The organism is Corallococcus sp. M7 (assembly GCF_054512695.1).
Window position 1 is genome coordinate 8294262 of record NZ_CM137252.1, and the last position, 20225, is coordinate 8314486.

At 70.1% G+C, this 20225-nt stretch carries 13 protein-coding genes; 7 read left to right on the plus strand and 6 right to left on the minus strand.

What is annotated here, in order from left to right; translation table 11 throughout:
- Nucleotides 1-16: 16 nt before the first annotated feature.
- The 4 genes from ACX114_RS33225 to ACX114_RS33240 all read left to right on the plus strand — a co-directional run bounded on the left by ACX114_RS33225 (nt 17) and on the right by ACX114_RS33240 (nt 6237).
- Complete coding sequence (locus tag ACX114_RS33225) at nt 17-949, plus strand: vWA domain-containing protein (RefSeq protein ID WP_459291309.1); 933 nt, start codon at nt 17-19, stop codon at nt 947-949.
- Entirely contained in the window at nt 949-1929 is a 981-nt protein-coding gene (locus tag ACX114_RS33230; protein ID WP_459291311.1) for a vWA domain-containing protein, read from the plus strand. Before ACX114_RS33225 ends, ACX114_RS33230 begins: the two co-directional genes overlap by 1 nt.
- Before the next feature lie 21 nt (nt 1930-1950).
- Nucleotides 1951-4656, plus strand: coding sequence for a heavy metal translocating P-type ATPase (locus ACX114_RS33235; RefSeq protein ID WP_459291313.1), 2706 nt, complete (start codon nt 1951-1953; stop codon nt 4654-4656).
- A 168-nt stretch (nt 4657-4824) separates the two neighbouring features.
- Nucleotides 4825-6237: an L-serine ammonia-lyase gene (locus ACX114_RS33240; RefSeq protein ID WP_459291315.1), complete on the plus strand. Its 1413-nt coding sequence runs from the start codon at nt 4825-4827 to the stop codon at nt 6235-6237.
- A 270-nt stretch (nt 6238-6507) separates the two neighbouring features.
- Here the strand turns inward: ACX114_RS33240 and ACX114_RS33245 are convergent, their stop codons facing one another.
- On the minus strand, nt 6508-9327 hold the full coding sequence (locus ACX114_RS33245) for a protein kinase domain-containing protein (protein WP_459291317.1): 2820 nt from the start codon (nt 9325-9327) through the stop codon (nt 6508-6510).
- A 172-nt stretch (nt 9328-9499) separates the two neighbouring features.
- Between ACX114_RS33245 and ACX114_RS33250 the strand changes: the two genes are divergently transcribed.
- Nucleotides 9500-10483 (plus strand): hypothetical protein, encoded by a 984-nt coding sequence (locus ACX114_RS33250; RefSeq protein WP_459291319.1) that lies wholly within the window; start codon nt 9500-9502, stop codon nt 10481-10483.
- 689 nt (nt 10484-11172) lie between these two features.
- Here the strand turns inward: ACX114_RS33250 and ACX114_RS33255 are convergent.
- The 4 genes from ACX114_RS33255 to ACX114_RS33270 all read right to left on the minus strand — a co-directional run bounded on the left by ACX114_RS33255 (nt 11173) and on the right by ACX114_RS33270 (nt 15972).
- Complete coding sequence (locus tag ACX114_RS33255) at nt 11173-12522, minus strand: alginate lyase family protein (protein WP_459291321.1); 1350 nt, start codon at nt 12520-12522, stop codon at nt 11173-11175.
- 34 nt (nt 12523-12556) lie between these two features.
- Nucleotides 12557-14005: a glycoside hydrolase family 6 protein gene (locus tag ACX114_RS33260; protein ID WP_459291323.1), complete on the minus strand. Its 1449-nt coding sequence runs from the start codon at nt 14003-14005 to the stop codon at nt 12557-12559.
- Nucleotides 14006-14077: 72 nt separating this feature from the next.
- Nucleotides 14078-14883, minus strand: a protein-coding gene (locus tag ACX114_RS33265; RefSeq protein WP_459291325.1) for an IS5 family transposase whose coding sequence is annotated in 2 segments (ribosomal slippage) — nt 14078-14538 and nt 14538-14883 — 807 coding nt in all. Because the reading frame shifts where the segments join, the coding sequence is not laid out codon by codon here.
- 123 nt (nt 14884-15006) lie between these two features.
- Nucleotides 15007-15972 (minus strand): YybH family protein, encoded by a 966-nt coding sequence (locus tag ACX114_RS33270; RefSeq protein ID WP_459291327.1) that lies wholly within the window; start codon nt 15970-15972, stop codon nt 15007-15009.
- A 273-nt stretch (nt 15973-16245) separates the two neighbouring features.
- On the opposite strand from ACX114_RS33270, the gene ACX114_RS33275 reads away from it, so the two are divergent.
- Nucleotides 16246-18699: an acylase gene (locus ACX114_RS33275; RefSeq protein ID WP_459291329.1), complete on the plus strand. Its 2454-nt coding sequence runs from the start codon at nt 16246-16248 to the stop codon at nt 18697-18699.
- Between the two features lie 144 nt (nt 18700-18843).
- Nucleotides 18844-19572 carry a hypothetical protein gene (locus tag ACX114_RS33280; RefSeq protein ID WP_459291331.1) on the plus strand — a complete coding sequence of 243 codons (729 nt, stop codon included), beginning with the start codon at nt 18844-18846 and terminating at the stop codon, nt 19570-19572.
- Nucleotides 19573-19584: 12 nt separating this feature from the next.
- On the opposite strand, the gene ACX114_RS33285 is transcribed toward ACX114_RS33280, so the two are convergent.
- The gene (locus ACX114_RS33285) at nt 19585-20172 is read right to left on the minus strand and encodes a regulatory protein RecX (RefSeq protein WP_459291333.1); all 588 of its coding nucleotides are present in this window, start codon (nt 20170-20172) and stop codon (nt 19585-19587) included.
- Between the last annotated feature and the right edge of the window lie 53 nt (nt 20173-20225).

The window sequence follows — 20225 nt, forward strand, 5'->3', positions numbered from 1 at the left end:
TCCAGAAAGGCAGACCATGGGACACGAGAAGCCGATCGAGCCGTTTTCGGACCTGCACCGCGAAGGGGACCACGTGCGCGCGGTGCTGCTGCACGACCCCACGGTGGAGGGCCTGGACATGGCCATCTACATGGACGCGTCCGGCAGCATGCGCGAGGAGTACGCCTACAAGGCGCAGCAGCGCACCTTCCTGGAGTGGCTGCGCGGCGCTCCGATGAAGGAAGCCTCCAACGACGTGGAGCCGCAGGTCCGGTGGATGCTGGAGTATCTGGCCACCAAGGACCGCAACGGTCTGCTCCGCGTGGCCTACTGGGCCTGTGGCACCAACGGCCGCCAGGTGGAGCCCGTGGGTGAGCTCAAGGGCACCGACGTGAAGCAGTACAAGTTCCCCGGCGCCAAGCAGCTGGGCGGCTACACGTACCTGGAGCCCGCGCTGCGCGACTACGTGAAGTACCTGGAGGAGCAGGTGAAGGTGGGCGCCAAGCGCGGCTGCGCCATCATCGTCACCGACGGCCGCCTCCATGACGCCGAAGCGGTGGAGAAGTTCTCCGCGGAGGTGGCGAAGAAGATCGCCTCCGGCCGCCTGCCGCGCATCAACTTCGTGCTGGTGGGCGTGGGCGACGACATCGACGAGGAGCAGCTGGAGCACATCGCCCACGCGGAGTTCCCGGGCGTGGGACACCTCTGGTGCCACCGCATCGCGAAGGAGATCACCCAGGTCGCGGAGCTGGTCGCCGTGCTGGTGGACGAGACCATGACGGTCGCCGCCGGCGGCACCATCTACGACGACAAGGGCAAGATCCTGAAGACGTACGAAGGCCGCCTGCCCGCGGTGCTGGAGTTCGAGGTGCCCGAGGACGCCAAGAGCTTCACGCTGGAGGTGAACGGCCAGCGCTACACGCAGCCGCTGCCTGACGAAGACCACGAAGAGGACGAGGACCACCACTGATGGCCGGCCACGAAGTCATCAACCGCCCCTTCTCCGACGTCCACCGGATGGGCAACAAGGTCGTCGCGACGCTGCTGCACGACCCCACCGTGGAGGGCCTGGACGTGGCCCTCTACATGGACGGCTCCGCGAGCATGGAGAACGCGTACGGGCCGCGCGGCATCCTGGCGAAGCTCGCCCCGGTGAAGAACCAGGTCGAGCCGCAGATGCAGTGGATGCTGGAGTACCTGGCCAACAAGGACCGGGACGGCAAGGTGCGCGTCACCTACTGGGCCTGCGGCGACGGCACCCAGCTGGAGATGGTGGGCGACCTCACGGGCCCGCAGGCCAAGGGCTACCGCTTCCCCGGGCCGAAGTCCTACGGCAAGGCCACGGTGATGCTGCCGGTGCTGCGCGACTTCGTGGCGCACATCAAGCAGCAGGTGGGCGAAGGCGCCAAGCGGGGCCTGGCGGTCATCATCACGGACTCGCAGATCAACGACGCCCATGACGTGACGGCCTACGCCACGCAGGTGGCCAAGGAGATCGCCTCCGGCCGCCTGCCGCGCATCAACTTCGTCTTCATGGGCGTGGGCGAGCACGTGGACGAGGAGCAGATGGAGGAGATCTCCCATACGACCTACCCGGGCGTGGGACACCTCTGGTGCCACCGCCACGCGGACCGCATGGAGGAGATGGCGGAGCTCGTGGCCGTGCTCGTGGACGAGACGATGACCGTCGCCGCGGGCGGCACCGTCTACGACGAGCAGGGCAAGGTGCTGAAGACGTACGAGGGCCGCCTGCCCGCGGTGCTGGAGTTCGACATTCCCCCGACGTGCAAGCAGTTCACGCTGGAGGTCGCCGGCCAGCGCTTCGACCAGCCCGTCCCGGAAGAGCACGAGGACGAGGACCACCACGACGAGGATGAGGACGAGAAGCCCCAGGCGGCACCGCCTCCGGCCGCCGCGCCCTCGCACTCACGCCGCGGACACCGCCACTAGGGCGACAGGAAGAGCCAAGCCATGTCGGAGCAGAAGAAGAGCGGTTCGCGGTTCGGTTCGTTGAACATCAAGGGCCTCAAGGAAGCACAGCCCGGCGGCAACGCCGTGCAGCGCCACGTCCACGGCCCTGGGTGCAACCACGACCACGGTCATGAAGGCCATGATCACCACGGTCATGCGCATCACGACCCCGACGAAGCGGACGGCTTGACCCACGTCCACTCGGCTTCCTGCTCCCATGGCCACGACCACGGGCATGACCACCACGGGCATGCCCACTCCCAGCGCGTCATCCGTCCGCCGGCCCACCGTCCGGCGGAAGGAGGAGGCTCGGCGCTCCAGTTGGATCTGGAGGGCACGCTGCCGGGAGAGACGGACGACCAGGGCCGCTTCGCGCGGCTGGAGGCGGCCCTGGAGTCGCAGCACGGCATCACCGACGTGCACCTGCGCCGCGACGCGGGCCACGCGGAGGTGTGCATCCACTACCAGCCGTCGCTGGTCAGTGTGTCCAAGCTGGTGACGCTCGCGCAGAAGACGGGCGCGCAGGTGGCCGCGCGGTATCTGCATCACACCTGGTTCGTGCGCGGGATGGACTCCGCGGACGCGGCCCAGGTCATCGAGCACGCGGTCTCCAGGATGAAGGGCGTGCTCACCGCCAGCGTCGCGTACGCCAGCGAGCGCCTGGTCATCGAATACGACAAGGAGGAATTGAAGCTTCCGGACGTGGAGGCCCGGGTGAAGTCGCTCGGGTACGGGCTGGAAGTGCCCATGGCGGGCCACGCCTGTTCGCACCACGCGCACGGTGGCGGCCTGGCGCCGCTCCTGGAGCTGCCCCTGGTGGTCATCTCCGGCGTGCTGCTCGCCGCGGGCTTCGTGGTGGACCACTTCGCGCTGGCGCCGCCCCTGGTGGCCACGGTGCTCTGGGCGCTGTCCATGGCGAGCGGCGGCTTCTTCGCCATTCGCGGCTCGGTGCAGTCCATCGCGCAGCTGCGCATCGACATCGAAACGATGATGGTGGTGGCGGCGCTGGGCGCGGCGGTGCTCGGCGCGTGGTTCGAGGGCGCGTTCCTGCTCTTCCTCTTCAGCGCGGGCCACGCGCTGGAGCACCGGGCCATGGAGAAGGCACGCCGCTCCATCGAAGCGCTGGGCCAGCTGCGTCCGGAGGTGGCGCGCGTGCGCCGGGGCTCCGACGTCGTGGAGGTCCCGGTGGCGGACGTGAAGCGCGGTGAGCGCATCGTCGTGCGCCCGGGCGACCGCGTCCCGCTGGACGGCGTCATCCTGGAGGGCAAGAGCTCCCTGGACCAGGCGGCCATCACCGGCGAGTCCATGCCGGTGGCGCGCAAGCCGGGCGACGAGGTGTTCTCCGGCACCATCAACTGCGAGGCGGCGCTGGAGGTGGAGGTCACGCGCCTGTCGTCGGAGTCCGTGCTGGCGCGCGTGGTGGACATGGTGGCGCAGGCGGAGGCGCAGAAGGGCAAGCGGCAGCGCTTCGCCCAGCGCCTGGAGCGCACGGTGGCGCCGCTCGTGATGGCGTCCGCGATTGTGTTCCCGGTGGTGCTGGTGCTGACGGGCACGCCGATGAAGGAGGCAGTGCTGCGCGCGGTGGGGCTGCTGGTGGCCGCGTCTCCGTGCGCGCTCGCCATCTCCACGCCGTCCGCAGTGCTCTCCGCGGTGGCTTCGGCCGCGCGCGGCGGCGTGCTGATCAAGGGCGGCATCTACCTGGAGCTGTTGAGCGGCATCCGCGCCATCGCCTTCGACAAGACGGGCACGCTCACCGTGGGCCGCCCCCGGCTGCTCACCACGTGGGCCGCGCCGGGCGTGACGCGGGAGGAGCTCCTGGGTACCGCCGCGGGCGTGGAGGCACTGTCCGCGCACCCGCTGGCCAAGGCGGTGGTGGACGGCGCCGCCGAGGCGCGCATCGCCGTGCCCGCGGGCCGCGACCTGGAGGCCATCCACGGCCAGGGCATCCGCGCGAAGGTGGGCGACGACGCGGTGGAGGTGGGCAGCACGGCCCTCTTCGCGGGCGAGGCGATTCCCCCCGAGGTCACCGCAGAGGTGGCGCGGCTGGAGGCGGCGGGCCAGACGACCATGGTGGTGCGCCGCGCGGGCCGCTACCTGGGCGTGCTGGGCGTGGCGGACACGCTGCGCGGCGGAGCCCGGCAGGTGGTGCAGGCGCTGAAGGCGGGCGGCATCGAGCGCACGGTGATGCTGTCCGGCGACAACGCGCTCGTGGCGCGCTCCATCGCGCAGCAGGTGGACCTGGACGAGGCGAAGGCGCCGCTGATGCCCGTGGACAAGGTGACGGCGGTGAAGGAGCTGGGCCGCACGCACGCGGTGGCCATGGTGGGCGATGGCGTCAACGACGCGCCCGCGCTCGCCGCCGCGGCGGTCGGCGTGGCCATGGGCGGCGCCGGCAGCGACGCGGCGCTGGAGACGGCGGACGTGGTGCTGATGAGCGACGACCTGGCGAAGCTGCCCTTCGCGCTGGAGCTGTCCAAGCGCGCCACGGCCGTGATGAAGCAGAACCTGGTCATCGCGCTGGGCGTGAGCGCGGTGCTCGTGGTGGCCGCCGTGCTGGGCATTACGCGCATCAGCCAGGCCGTGGTGCTCCACGAGGGCAGCACGCTGCTCGTCGTCTTCAACGGCTTGCGCCTGCTCGCCTTCCGGCCGAAGGCGCCCGCCTCGCCGCCGCAGCCCGCCACGGGCCCGCAGCCCGCCGCCGGTTAGCCCGTACGCGTCATGCTTGGCATGGCAACTTCCCCTACGCCCGGAGGAGCGGGCGCACGCGGGACGTGTTGCCTTCCAGGCTGCATGACTTGAAGTGGATGCATGCAGCGCGTCGTGAGCGGGGTGTCACAGGCGGCGCGTGTTGAACGTGGCATGGTGGGAATCGCCATGCCTGTCAGCGTCTTCGACCTCTTCAAGATTGGAATTGGACCCTCCAGCTCGCACACCGTGGGGCCCATGCGCGCGGCCCGCACGTTCGTGGTGGGGCTGTCGGACGCGGGGCTCCTGGAGCGCGTGACGCGGCTCAAGGTGGAGCTGTTCGGTTCGCTGGGAGCGACGGGCAAGGGGCACGGCAGCGACAAGGCGGTGCTCCTGGGCCTGCGCGGCGACACGCCCGAGGACGTGGACGTGGAGCTGGTGCCGTCCATCGTCGCGCACTGGCGCGCGGAGGGGCGCGTGTCGCTGCTCCAGCGGCTGGTGCTCCCCTTCCGCGACGGCGAGCACCTGGTGATGCACAAGCGCAAGGTGCTGCCCTACCACCCCAACGGCATGCGCTTCACCGCGTTCGGCGAGGGTGGGGAGACGCTGGCCTGCCGCATCTACTACTCGGTGGGCGGAGGCTTCGTGGTGGATGAGCACGCGGCGGCGGGCGCGGATCCGCTGCGCGCGGAGCAAGCGTCGGTGCCGCTGCCGTTCAAGTCCGCGGAGGAGCTGCTCCGGCACTGTGAGCGGGAGAAGCTGCCCATCAGCTCGGTGATGCTGCGCAACGAGCTGACGTCGCGGAGCGAGGAGGACATCCGCGCGGGGCTGCTGCGCATCTGGGCGGTGATGCAGGCGTGCGTGACGCGAGGGTGCACCACGGGGGGCATTCTACCCGGCGGGTTGAAGGTGGAGCGGCGCGCGGCGGCGATGTACCAGCGGCTCATCAGCCGGCCGGAGGCGGGGCTCACCAATCCATTGACGGTGCTGGACTGGGTGAACCTGTACGCGCTCGCGGTGAACGAGGAGAACGCGGCGGGCGGGCGCGTCGTCACGGCGCCCACCAACGGCGCGGCGGGCATCATCCCGGCGGTGCTGCACTACTACTGGCGCTTCGTGCCAGGGGCGAACGCGGACGGCGTGGTGCGCTTCCTCCTCACGGCGGGGGCCATTGGAGCGCTCTACAAGGAAAACGCATCCATCAGCGGCGCGGAGGTGGGCTGCCAGGGTGAGGTGGGCAGCGCGTGCTCCATGGCGGCGGGAGGGCTCGCGGAGGTGCTGGGCGGCACGCCGCTGCAGGTGGAGAACGCGGCGGAGATCGCCATGGAGCACAACCTGGGGCTCACCTGCGACCCGATTGGCGGACTGGTACAGGTGCCCTGCATCGAGCGCAACGCGATGGCCTCCGTGAAGGCCATCAACGCGGTGCGCATGGCGCTGTCCGGCGACGGGAAGCACTTCGTCAGCCTGGACAAGGTCATCAAGACGATGCGCGACACCGGCCGCGACATGAAGGACAAGTACAAGGAGACCGCGCGCGGAGGCCTCGCGGTCAATGTCCTGGAAGTCGCGAACCTCAGCGTCGGCCTGCCGGAGTGCTGAGTCCTCTGGCGGCTTGAAGTCCAACCGTCCAGCAAGGCCCACCTCCCTGCCCGACGTGGCCTGAACCTGTCCGACAGTCGGACAGGTTTCCCGGCCCCCGGCCTCCAAACCTGTCCGACCGCGGAACTGGATTCCGCGTCGCCGACGGAGCAGCAGCCCTCGACCACGGCGGTCTGAACCTGTCCGACTGTCGGACAAGTTCGCGAGCCGCACCGCCGGAGGCGAAGGCCCCACTGGGCCCCCTCCTCGGACTCACCTCGGCCCAAAGGCCTACCGCCGACGCTTGCCGCCGCGCCCGGCGGACACGGGCACCGCCTTCGCCACTGGCGCGGGACGGGCGGAGAGCCACGCTTCGACCTCCTTCGACTGCGCGGTGCGCCCCGCGGACCTGAAGCGCGCGAGCGCCTGTGTCGCCGCGTCTCGCGCCTCCGGCTCCTCGCCCTCCTTCCACAGCGCCTGCGCCAGCGCGAAGCCGGACTCGCCCAGCGAGTCCTCCTGCACGTCCTTGAAGGTCAGCGCCTGCTTCAGCGAGGCAATCGCGTCGCGCGTGCGGCCCAGGCCCAGCTGCGCCTGCCCCACGCCGTCCAGCGAGTAGTAGACCAGCTCGTCCTCTGGCCCCAGCTTCGACTCCTTCACCTTCCGCGCTTCCTCGTAGTCCCGCAGCGCGTCCTCGTAGCGTTTGAGCGCGAGCAGGCTCATGCCCTCCTCGTCCAGCGCCTCCGCCAGCTTCACGCTCTCGTTGCCCAGCAGCGTGCGGTGCAACGCCACCGACACCCGCGCGTGCTCCAGCGCCCCGGTGAAGTCCCGCTGCTCGCGCAGCGCCATGGACAGCGCCTGGTGCCGGCGCGCCGTGTCCAGGTGGACGGGCCCCATCGCCTTCTCCGTCTGCGCCAGCGCGTCCTTCAGCACCTTCACCGCCTGCGCGCTCTTGCCCGTCTCCAGCAGCGTGCGCCCCAGCGTGAACGCCACCCGCGCCCGCTTGGGGTGCCCCTCCGGCAATGCCGTCGCCAGCAGCCCCGACGCCTGCTCCAGCAGCTTCAGCGCGTCGTCCGGGTGGTCCTGCATCAGCGCGAGGTTGGCCGCGTTCACCTTCAGGTCGCTCTCCAGCACCGCGTCGCCACCCACGCGCTTGAGCGTTGCCTCCCCCAGCCGGCCCCAGCGCTGCGCGAGCGCGAACTGCTCCTGCTCGCCGTCCACGAAGAGCAGCTTGTTCATCACCGCCACCGCGAGCCGGTCCGCCCTGCCGGCTTCCGCGTCGTAGACGGCCTGCTCCAGCACCGCGCCACCCGCGGCCTTGTCACCCAGCACCGCCTGCGCCCAGCCCAGGTGGAACCGCAGCTCCGCCATCAGCGGCAGATAGCCCGTGGCCATCACGCGCGCCTCCGCGGCCTTCGCCAGCTCCAGCGCCTTGGGCATCCGGCTCAGGTCCACGCGGGCCTTCACGTCCGCCAGCGTCCCCTCCAGCGCCTCCAGCTCCGCGCGCTTCGCGGGATCCGCCGGCCGGGGCTGCAGCTCCGTCAGCGACTCCACGTCCGCGCAGTCACCCGGCGAGGGCAGCGCGTACGCCGCGTCCAGCGACTTGTCCACCAGCGCCACGTCCGCCGTCTGCAGCGTGGCCACCAGCGCACCCAGGTCCTTGCGCCGCCGCTCCAGGCACACGAAGCGCTGGGACAGCAGCTCCTCCGTCTGCACCTCGCGCACGCGCGTGTCCTCGCACGCCGCCGTGTGCTGCTTCGCCCACTCCGCGCCGTAGCCGTCCAGCACCGCGCCCACCCGGCGCGCCATGTCCTGCGCCACCGGGCTCTTCGTCGCGAGGAACGACTGCGTCACCTTCTCGCGCGCGTCCGGCCCCCAGCGCTCCGCCACCAGGGCCGGCGCCCCCTCGCACACCTGGGAGCGAGACCACGCCACCCCGCCCGCCACGCCCAGCACCACCGTGGCCGCCACCGCCGCTCCCGCGCGGCGCTGGAGCAGGGCCCGCCGCTCCCGCTGGCCCAGCACCGTCAACAGCTCCGCCATGGAGCGGAACCGGTCGCGAGGCTCCAGCGACAACCCCTTCATCAGCGCGCGGCGCACCCACGCCGGCACCTTCGAGTCGCGCGGCGGCTCCAGGATGGGCGACGGCGGCAGCACCTGCACCGCCGCGGCCCTTGTCACGCCGGGCTCGTCCTCCGCGCCGCCCTGGGGCCGCAGCTGGGACGCCACCCGCGACAGCTCGTCCGGGTCGAACGGGCGGATGCCATACAGCGCGCGGTACAGCGCCGCGCAGAAGCTGAACTGATCCGACCGCGAGTCCAAGAGCTCCCCCCGGAACTGCTCCGGGGACATGTACGCGGGCGTGCCCATCACCAGGCCCGCCTGCGTGAGCTGCGAGTTCAACGGCGAGTCGTCCCCCACCGGACGCGTGCGCTCGCCGTCCTCGTCGTCGTCCTCCGCCTCGCCCATGGGCCGCGCCAGCCCGAAGTCCGTGACGTAGACGCGCCCGTCCTTGCCCACCAGCACGTTGGCCGGCTTGAAGTCCCGGTGCACCAGCCCCGCCGCGTGCGCCGCCTCCAGGCCCCGCCCCGCCGCCAGGTACTTGTCCAACAGCTCCTGCCACGTCCGGGGCTTCGCCTTCGTCCAGTCGCGCAGCGTGCCGCCGTCCACCAGCGCCATCGCCACGTAGACCTGCGAATCCCACTGCCCCACCTCGAAGACGGGGATGACGTTGGGATGGGAGATGCGCGCCATGGCCTGGGCCTCGCGCAGCAGCCGCGCCCGCCCCTGCTCCAGGTCCTCGTGGCCGCCCTTCACCCGCAGGAGCTTCAGCGCCACCTTGCGGTCCAGGTCCGGATCATAGGCGGCGTACACCACCCCCATGCCCCCCTGCCCCAGCACCTTCAGCGGGACGAACCGGCCCACCTGCCGCGAGGACAGCCGCTGCGACTCACCGCCCGCGGTCCCCCGCGAGGGCACCGAGGCCTCCGCCCCACCCCGCCCCGTCGCGGGCGCGCTGGCTCTACCCGTACCGTAGGTTTCTCGCGACGTCGAAACGCGCGGCGCGGAGCCAGGCGCGGAAGGTCCGTCGTCCCTGTCATGCCGGTTCGCCATGGGTCCAGTGTACCCCTCATTCCAGGATTCCATGGTTCTTCGGCCCGGACGCCTGCCCGGTTGCGTCTGAAATCGCGCGCTTCCGTCAAAAGCCGTGATCCGGAAGCAACCTCCAAAGTCCTACGCGGATAATGGGGGAGGAAAAAGACCCGGTAGCGACAGGAGACGCCTTATGGCCCTCGGTATTGGCTCCAAGCTCGATTCGGTCATGGCCCGCATCCGCCAGGCCGCGGCGGAACGCGCGGCGGCCGCCCAGTCCGTGAAGGAGCCCCTGCCGGACGCCCCTGACGCCAAGGCGCTGAACCCCGCGGAAGGCCGCTACCTGGACTCCTTCGAGGAGGAGCGCGCCAAGAAGATGGGCCTGCCCTCCCTGGCCGCCCCCCCGCCCCCGGGCACGGACCCGGCGACGGTCAGCGCGGTCCCCACCAACGAGGCGACGCAGGCCCAGAAGGAGCAGGGCTGGAACGCGCCCCAGACGACCGTCGCGCAGACGAGCAAGAAGGGCTGCGCGGAGGCCACCCTCACCTACCTGGAGCAGTCCAGCGCCGAGGAGGCCGTCCCGCTGACGCAGCAGGAGGCCCGCGAGAAGGTGCGCAACAAGGCGGACACGCTGAGCACGTCCGTGCGCGACCGCGTGAACGTGAACCTGGATGACGGCGCGACCCCGGACGAGATGGGCGCCATGCTCGGCTCCATGGGCATCAAGGTCACCAACGGCTTCGACGAGTGCAACACGGACGCGCTGAGCGGCGCGCTGAAGCACGGGCAGATGGCCCTGGCGATGGTGGACTCCAACGCGCTGCTCAACATGACGTTGGCGGAGGATGAGCAGCTGCCGGAGACCGGCGAGCTGCACTGGCTCACCATCGACGGCGTGAACCCGGGCCTGAGCAAGAGCACGGACGACGACCTCTACCGCGTGCGCGACCCCATCAACGGCGCCTACTGGGTGCCGGCCAGCGACCTGAAGAAGAGCATCGAACAGGCCCAGGCGAAGCACGGCAGCGGCGGCGTGATGACGGTGCAGAAGGACGGCACCGCGAAGACGAAGGAGCAGCGCGAGGCCCTGGCCCAGTCCAACCTGGAGCGCACTCAGCCCCTGGGCAAGGGCAACGGCGGCGCCAGCCGGCGCATGAGCGTGGGCGAGTCCAGCTAGGCCCCGCGCATCTCCCCGTGTCGTCCCAACGCCTTCCCCAGCCTGTGAGCAGGGGAAGGCGTTTTTGCGGGCACCTCATCGAGGAGATCCGCCGGAGGCGCAGTGGTAGCGGCTGAATCCATGCTTCCAAAAAAGCCGTCCGCGGATGACATCGCCTGGGGACTGAGCATGGAGCCGCTAGCGCGGCATGGATGAGCACCTGCGCATCGCGAGAGTGACGCTCCCGGATCCAAAGAAGTAGAGCGTCAGGGGCAACACCGAGACCCGTTTACGGCTTCCGAAGGGCCCGTAACTCGCGCATCAGTCGGCGATAGTCATGGGGATCGTTGCGGTTACGTACTTCGCGAGCAAGCTCACGCCGGGTCCAGTGGAAGTGGTCCCAATCCCAGGATGTCGGACCAAGACCTTCGTAGCGCGTTGGTTGGAAGAGGCACTTCCCATCGGAATGGTCGGCTGCTCGCTTCCCGCAGTTGAAGCACCTCAAGAAGTCCTGCAGCCGACGCGGTGTAGACATGAGCGGCCTTTGAGGAAGGGGGCAACGGTGGAGAGGCACCAGTATGGCGCTCAGTATCCAAGGGATGTGGCGCCTGAGAATGGGCGAGTCCAGCGAGGACCCGCGCGCATCCCCTGCTTCACCCCAACGCCTTCCCCCGCCTCGCGCAGGGGAAGGCGTTTCCATATCCGGAGGACTACAGCGGCTCGCCCACCACCAGCGTGACGGGACCGATGCTCTGGACGATGTACTGGTTGCGCGTGCCCACCTGGATGACGCTCTTCAGCCGCGCCTCCGGCCACTGCGCGTATCCCAGCTCGTACAGCCACCGGTAGTCCTTCGGCGGACCCTCGGAGGCCTGGGGCGAGGCGCGCTCGCCCAGGATGAAGGCCGCGTAGCGCGTGTATGCCTTGTGGATGCTGCCGCCGCCCGTGCCCGCGTAGTCCCAGAAGCCCGGCCGCGCGTAGTTCACCTCCGCATTGCGCGCGACGAGCGACATGGCCCACAGGTGGAACAGCGAGTAGCCGATGGGCGGGTCGCGGAGGATCTTCTCCTCGTAGACGCGGCCCTCGTTGGCGGTGCCCGTGCCGGACTCGATGGCGCGGTTGATGACGTCCTTGATGAAGGACGGGTTCGCGTACGCGCCGTTGCGGCGGTCCGTCCACGACGTGCCATCCAGCACGTAGCCCGCGAGCGCGCTGTCTCCCAGCGCCACGGACGCGGCCAGCAGGCCCGCCAGTCCCCAGGAGAGGTGGTTGTCCGAGCGGTAGCGGGTGAAGGCGCTGGAGCTGGGGTGCGTGTCCGCCCAGCGCGTCCAGGCCTGGAAGCTGGAGTTGACCGCCTCCGCCGACTTGCGCAGCCACTCGCGCACGGCGGCGTCATCCGCGGCCGGGAGCGGATAGCCGTTGCGCTTGAGCAGCACGTACGCGTCGCTGGCGTTGATCAGGCCATACGCCTGGAACAGGCCGTCCAGCGCGAAGTTCCACGGGCGGTCGGAGCAGTAGTCCGTCGTCTGGCCATCCAGCTTCGCCGCCGCGTAGTCCACGTGCAGGTCATGCATGTTCACGGGCGTGTGCTGCGAAGCCCACGTCTTCAGGAACAGCGCCGCGCGAGCCGCGTACTTCGTGTCCCCGCCGACGGCGTACTGGAGCGCCAGCGTGCGCATCTTGTCCCCGTCGTCCGTGAACTTGCTCGTCGCGTCCGCCAGCGAGTTGTCCACGCCGTCCGTGTCCGGCGAGCACCAGTGGTAGGTGATGGTGGAGATGTTCGTCATCCGGAACGGCCTGGGCGTCGCGGTCAGCGCCCCATCCGCGCGGCCCTTCAGGATGCGCGCGTTCTCCGCGTAGGGCTCCGTCGTGGCGGTGGCCCGCGTCCGTGCGCGGGTGAGCTCCGCCGCCGTGATGAAGATGCCGCCGCCCGCCGTGGGCAGCGCCGTGGCCCCGGCCTCCGCCTGAGCCAGCTCCATCGCGTCTTCCGGTCCGCAGGCCATGCCGCTCATCACCACGCCCACCACCAGCGTCCGCAGCCACCGTGTATTCAAGATCATGTCGTCGTTCCTTTCGGTCGCGGGTGCGAGGGGCTCAGGTGCCGTCGATGAGGCGGTTCGCCAGGTCCGGGCTGAACTGTCCGGCGGGCGTGCCCGGGGCGATGCCGCACTGTCCATCCGAGTCCCCCGGCGTCTTCACCCACAGGAGCAGCTCCGCGCCGCCGCCCGTCTGCGACGTCACGCCCAGCTTGCGGCCCGCGGGGTTGCACCACTCGCCGTTGGAGCCGTTGCCGTTGCGGCTGGTGTCGATGACGTACTGCCGCGTGTAGCCGTAGCGGCTGTTGAGCGCGGCGTTCACCGCGTTGCCGTACGTGGTGGACTGAGCGGTGGGGTAGAAGTTGGAGACGTTGAGGGAGAAGCCGCGCACGTTGCGCACGCCCGCAGACTCCAGGCGCTGCGCCATGGTGTCGGCGGCGATCCAGCTCGCGTTACCGCCGTCCAGGTACGTCCAGGTGTTGGGCGCGCGGTCGCGCAGCTGCTCGGAGGCGTAGCGGATGAGGCTCAGCCGCGTGGCGCGCTCCGTGTCGTTGGGGAGGCAGTCGAGCTGCGCGACGCCATCCGGCTCCACGATGACCACCGCCGGCCGGTTGCCGATGGCCGTCGCGAAGGCGGAGATCCAGGTGCGGTACGCGTCCGCGCTGCCCGCCCCTCCGCCGGAGTGGCTGCCGCAGTCACGGCCGGGGATGTTGTAGGCCACCAGCACGGGCAGCTTGTCCGCCGCGTCCGCCGCGGCCACGAAGTTGGACACATCCTGGGAGATGTTGCTGTTCCAGTTGCCGAACCAGCGCGCCATCGGCTTCGAGGCAATGGACGCGTTGATGCGCGACGCGCGGCCATCCCCGCCGTTGTTGCGCACCCACACCGCGGGGTTGGAGTTGGGGTCCACGTAGAAGCCGCTGGTCATCTCCACCGGGCCGGAGCCGGTGCCGCTCTCCGTGGTGAGCGAGATGTCATCCAGCCGCACGGTGACGGCGTTCGCGCGGCCACCCAGTTGGAACGTCACCTGCCCCTGGCCGGACGAGAACGACGACGTGAAGGGGAACGAGAACCGGCGCGACGTGCCATCCAGCGTGAAGGACCGCGTGAGCGTGGACGTGTACGGCGCCACCTCCTGCTGCACGGTGGTCTGCGCGGTGATGGTCGCCGTGGCGGTGGCGGTGAACGCGAGCGTGTACGTCTTCCCGGCGGTGAGCGTCAGGCCGCTCTGTCCCACGATGGCGTCCCAAGGGTTCGCCGTGTTCGCCGCCACGTCCACGCGCCAACGGCCGCTCTCCACATAAGACGCAGTGGCGGTGTTGTTCCACCACGGAGCCACCGTGCCGGAGCTGAAGGAGCCATTGGTGAGCATCTCGGTGAGCGCGGCCTCCTGAGCCGTCAGCGCCGGAGCTTCAGGAGCAACAGGCTCGGCCGGACCACAGGCCGCGAGCGCGAACAGCGGCACGAACGACAGCGACAACCGACGCACGGAACGAGGGGTACGCATGAAGGGAACTCCTCACCACGGGGGAGCTCCCTTCTTGCGGCGGCCTGGTCCTGAATACAAGACTAACAGCTCCTAACAAATGCCAGGACAGAGGCGGCGGAGGAGCATGACGCAGCAGCCGAGGACGAGAAAACCAAAGTGGACGTCGTCTCTGCGCTCGTCACGGACGCGAAGCCGGCGCAGCTGGTTCTTCCAGGCCAGCGTGCGCTCCACGACCCAGCGGTAGCGCCCCAGGCGCTCTTTGGATTCCACGCCTGGACGGGCGATGCGCGGAGCAATGCCGCGCAGACGCAGGCCGAGGCGGTTCTTCCTGGAGGCATAGGCTTTGTCGCCGTGGACCTTCGCAGGACGGAAGCGTCGCTGCCCTGAAGGCATCCTCACCGCAGGCACGGAATCGACGAGGGGGAAGAGCTCGTGCGTGTCGTGCACGTTGGCTGCCGTCACCGACTCCGTGAGAGGCAGCCCATGGGCCTCTACGAGAAGATGATGCTTGCTACCCGCCTTCGCTCTATCCGTCGGGCTTGGGCCCGTGAGGGCCCCCTTTTTGACGCCCGTACGGACGAGGAATCGATGGAGGCGCGCGAGAAGTCCACCTTGCCTCGCAGTCCCAACTCGTCCAGCAGCTGCGCCTGAAGCTGCTCCCACACGCCTGCGCGGGTCCATTCCTCCAACCTGCGCCAGGCCGTCATGCCCGACAGGCCGAACTGCTTGCGAGGCAGCATCTCCCACGGGATGCCGCTTCGAAGCACGAAGACGATGGCCTCCAGTGCCGCCCGGTCATCCGCCCGAGGACGCCCCAGCTTCTTCTTGGGCCGAGGCGGAGGCAGCAGCGGCGCCACGCGCTGCCAGAAGGCGTCAGGGACGAGTTCGCGGACCATGTCCCTCAAGCTGAGGATGCCCCTTGCCAACGGCCACCCCAGCCCTGACTTTCGTTAGGTGCTGTAAGCAGCTATTTCAGCTCTTGGCGGAATATTGCTGAACCATTCACGCCAAGGAGCCAGTCACGGTCCCTGCGGGCCGGGGCTGGCGTTGCCGCCGTCCGTGACGTAGCGCCACTGACCGTCGGCCTGCCGACGCCAGACGGTGAGGTACTTCACGTGGTCCACTTCGGGCTGGCCCTTATCGTCCTTGCCCGTGGCGATGGCGCGGCCCACCGTGTACGCGAGGTCGCCGGAGCCCGCCGCGTCGCCCAGCACGGGCTCCCAGCGCAGATCGATGGCCTCCAGCGTGAACGGCGCATACGCCTTCGCGACGGCCTCATGGCCGAAGATGCCTGCGGATCCGAGCGGCATCACCGCGTCCTCCGCGGCCCAGGCGGTGAACGCCTTGCCCATGCCCTCGGTGGTGGACATGGCGGAGAACGCGCTGTCCGCCGCCTTCGCCTCCTCCAGCACCTTCGCGGGCGCCAGCGCGCGCGGCTCCGGCGCCGGCAGCGTGGAGGAAGGCGCGAAGCCCGCGGGCGGCGTCATCGGCGTCTTGGCGGCGTTGAGCACCGCCACCGCCACGCGCCACTGCCCGTCCGGCTGGCGCTTCCACGCGGTGATGTAGCGCGCGGTCGGCCGCACCGACGTGCCCCCCGACTCCACGGACACGTTGCCCACCGCGTACCCCAGCGTCCCGTCCGCGCTGACGTCCCAGCGCACGGGCGCCCAGCGCACCTTGCCCTCCGCCTCCAGCGGATGCGCGGCCAGCCACGCGCGGATGGCCTCCTTGCCCTTCTGCGCGTAGACGCCGTCCACCAGCAGCACCGCGTCGTCCGCGACGAAGTCCGAGAACGCCTGCGCCGAACCGGCCTTCTGCGCCGCGTCCGACATCGCCTGGTCCGCCGCACGCAACCCCGCGCGTTGGTCCTCCAACGACTGCCGCGCCGCCACGGCCTCCGCCCCCGGCCCGGAGGCCTTCGCCCCACCACACCCCAGGGTCCCCAACGCCGCGACGACGAGCGCGCCCGCGAACATCCGTTTCATGTGCTGGTTTCCTTTCGTGAAACACCGGGCCCGCGCGCCTTGTCCGGCACCCCGGGCTCCCAGGCCGCAGCCATACACCCGAACACGCCCCGCCGCTCGCCCCGCGTCCCGGTCCTCCCTCACTCCCCGTCCGGAACGCCGCCAGCGGATGTCGACTGAAACATCCTCGCGGGTTCCCTCCCCAGCGCGTCCTGTCGAGCCGGGGCGATCCAGGAATGATGCGTTTCTACAATTAGAAGGGAATTTCTCCTCACCGTGAAAGGAATCCCTCGAATGGATGGACGTAACGGAAGGACCGGCGGCGCCCGGCTGCTGCCGCTGACGGCGCTGTTGCTTGCCACCGGGTGTGAGCCGCGCACCGCGACGCCTCCGGCGCCGGAAGGCCCCACCCCGTCGGTGAAGAAGCTGGGGGCGGGCAGCCTCTCCGCCACCGTGCGCAGGACGGCGCACGGCATCCCCCACGTGCTGGCGGACGACTTCGCCGGCGTGGGCTACGGCTACGGCTACGCGTTCGCGCAGGACAACTTCTGCGCGCTGATGGACGCGCTGGTGACGGTGAACGCGGAACGCTCGCGCTACTTCGGGCCGGACGGCACGTACCTGGCCGCGCTGGGCAGCCAGTACAACAACCTGAAGAGCGACTTCTTCTACCAGGCCATCAACGACGACGGCACGGTGGAGGCGCTGCTGGCGAAGCCGCCGCCCCTGGGCCCGTCCCAGGACGTGCGCGAGCTGGTGCGCGGCTACACGGCGGGCATCAACCGCTACCTGGCGGACACCGGCGTGGACGGGCTGACGGACCCGCGCTGCAAGGGCGCGGCCTGGGTGCGCCCCATCACCGAGCGCGACCTGTACCGGCGCTACTACCAGCTCAGCCTCTTCGCCAGCTCGCTGTTCTTCCTGGACGCGCTGGTGGACGCGAAGCCCCCGTCCCTGCTGCCGGACGGCACGCTGCCCCTGCCGCTGCCCGCGCCCGCCACGCTGGACCGCAAGGTGTTCCCCAGCTCGGAGACGCTGGGCCTGGGCAGCAACGCCTTCGGCCTGGGCTCCGAGGCCACGCGCAACGGCAAGGGCATGCTGCTGGCCAACCCGCACTTCCCCTGGGAGGGCTCGGAGCGCTTCTACGAGGCCCACCTCACGGTGCCGGGCAAGCTCAACGTCTCCGGCGTGAGCCTCTTGGGCGTGCCCGCCATCCTCATCGGCCACAACGAGACGCTGGCCTGGAGCCACACCGTCTCCACCGCGTACCGCTTCACCCCCTTCGAGCTGAAGCTCATCCCGGGCTTCCCCACGAAGTACCTGTACGACGGCCAGATTCGCGACATGACCACCCGCACCGTCACGGTGCAGGCGAAGGCGGCGGACGGGTCGCTCACGGCGCGCCAGCACACCTTCTACCGTTCACACCTGGGCCCGATGCTGGAGTACCCGTCAGGCCTGATGACGTGGAACGGCCTCACCGCCTACGCGTTCCATGACGCCAACGCGTCCAACCTGCGCCTCCTGGACGCCTTCTTCGCCATGGACCGCGCGGCGAACGTGGACGAGCTGCGCACGGCGCAGAACACCTGGCAGGGCATCCCGTGGGTGAACACCATCGCCACGGACGCGCAGGGCCGCGCGTACTACGCGGACATGAGCGTGGTGCCGCACGTCACCGACGCGAAGCTCGCGCGCTGCGTGCTGTCCCCCATCCCGCTGCTGGTGCTCGCGAGCGCGGGGCTGCCGGTGCTGGACGGCTCGCGCTCCGACTGCGCGCTGGGCAGCGACGCGGACGCGGTGGAGCCGGGCATCTTCGGCCCGGGCAGCCTGCCGCGCCTCACCCGCGCCGACTACGTCACCAACTCCAACGACAGCTACTGGCTGCCCAACCCCGCCCAGCCGCTCACCGGCTTCCCGCGCATCCTCGGCGGTGAGAAGAACGTGCGCAGCCTGCGCACGCGCCTGGGCCTGAAGATGGTGCAGGGCCGCATCGCCGGCACGGACGGCCTGGAGGGCCAGGGCTTCACGCTGGACCAACTCCAGACGGTGATGTTCAACAACCGCAACTACTCCGGCGAGCTGCTGCGCGACGCCGCGGTGGCGCTGTGCCGCCGCACGCCCTTCGTGCTGATGCCGGACCTCACCTTCGAGGACCTGCGCCCCGCCTGCCCCGTGCTGGCCGCGTGGGACCTGAAGGGCGACCTGGACAGCCGGGGCGAGCTGCTCTGGCGCGTGTTCCTCTTCACCGCGGTGGGGGTCACGGGCGGGCCGTACGTGGTGCCCTTCAACGCGAATGACCCCGTCAACACGCCGCGCACGCTCAACACGCTGAACCCGCAGGTGGCCCAGGCGCTGGGCACCGCCATCCGCACGCTGCGCGAGCGCGGCATCGCCCTGGATGCGACGACGGGCTCCGTGCAGGGCAAGCGCAAGAACGGCATCTTCTACCCGGTGCACGGCTGCGCCCACGACGAGGGCTGCTTCAACCAAATCGCCAACCAGTTGGCGCCGGACGGCACGTATGAGCCCGTCCTGGGCTCCAGCTTCGTCATGGCCGTGTCCTTCACGGACGCGGGCCCCGTGGCGAAGTCCGTGCTCACCTACTCCCAGTCCACCAACCCGGCCTCGCCCTGGTTCGCGGACCAGACGGCCATGTTCTCCCAGAAGCAGTGGGTGGACCGCCGCTACACGGAGGCGGAGATCGCCGCCGACCCGGCGCTGACCGTCACGGAGCTCCACGAGTAGGCAAAGCCAGACAGCATTTCCCGGCGGCCCGGTGTCCCTCACGCAGAGGGGCGCCGGGCCGCGGTGTTTGGGGCTCTGCCTTTGATAACGTTTGTCAGGCCAACCCCCGGGAGGCAGACTTCACTGCGGGTGAAAGGAGCCCCCATGAAGATGCTTCGTTGGAGTGCGGCGGCGCTGGCGCTGTTCGTCGTGGGTTGCGGGAGCGTGGAAGAGGCGGCGCTGGAGCCGCTGGCGGCGCTGGAGTCGGAGCTGCGGGCCTGTTCGACGTTTCTCGACTGCGTGTCGGGATGTACCTGCAGTGGCGGGCTGTGTATTCCTGGCCCCGGGCCGACGCCTCCCGCGGGCTACTGCGATCAGGCGCCCGTGCGCGCCTGCACCACTGCGTCGGACTGCGCCTCCGGCTGCAACTGCACGAGCAACGTCTGCGTCGCCAGCGCGTCCAGCCCTACCGCCAACTGCCTGGTGGCGCCCCTGGACGGGTACGAGAGCGACAACACGCACACCTCCGCTTCGTCGTACATGGGCACGCCGCAAACCAACCACACGTTCCACAACCGGCTCGACATCGACTGGGTGCTCGTCGCCACGCCGGCGAACCAGGTGCTGACGGTGGAGGCGTACAACCTGCGAAACAACGTCATCGCCCAGTTGGACATCTACGCGTACGACTACGCCACGCGCACGCGGGGCGCCCTGCTGGACACCACCCAGTCCAAGGTCTGCACGGATTTCACCTCCGCGTGCCAGCGGTACCGGGTGACGGCCAACGTGGTGGCGGGCGGCGTCTACGCGGTGCGACTGGTGGACCGCGCCGACACCCCGGCGGGCAGCGACTGGCGCCCCACGCCGACGTACGACCTGAAGATGTACTGAGCCCCAGGGCCTTCAGTCGCGGGACGGCAGGTCGTCCGCCGTCCCGTCGATGACGCGCTTCGCGATGGCGAAGGAGAAGCCCGCGCGGGCGAGCGCCGCCAGGTCCTTCTTGCGGTTCTCCTCGCGCGTGCTCGGGTCGCGCCGGAAGGGACCCAGCCGCTTCTTGCGCGCCCAGATGCGGGCGGCGGCGTCCTCCGGCACGTCCTGGGTGGCCTCCGCCAGCTTCTCCTGCACCAGCTCCGGCGCCACGCCCTTCATGCGCAGCTTCTGGGTGATGACGCGCGCGCTGCGGCCGGACGCGCGCAGCGAGTGCACGCGTGTCTCCGCGTAGGTCCGGTCATTGATGAGGCCGTTGCGGATGAGCTTCTCCGCCAGCGCGTCCACCCAGCCCACGGCCTCCGCGCGGTCAGTGCCATGGAACTTCACGGAGCGGTCCACCCGGCGCATCAGCACGCGCTTGAGCTGGCTCACCGTGGCAGCGTACCGCTTGAGGTAGTGCAGCGCCGCGTTCTCCAGGTAGCGCGGCGAGACCTTGCGGGGCGGCTTCGGCTTGCGAGGTTCCCGGCGGCGCTCCGGGTCCCTGTCGGTGGGATCATCCATGGCGGGACAGCTCTACCACCGGGGTCCGACTCGTGGGGACGCGTCCGCCACGC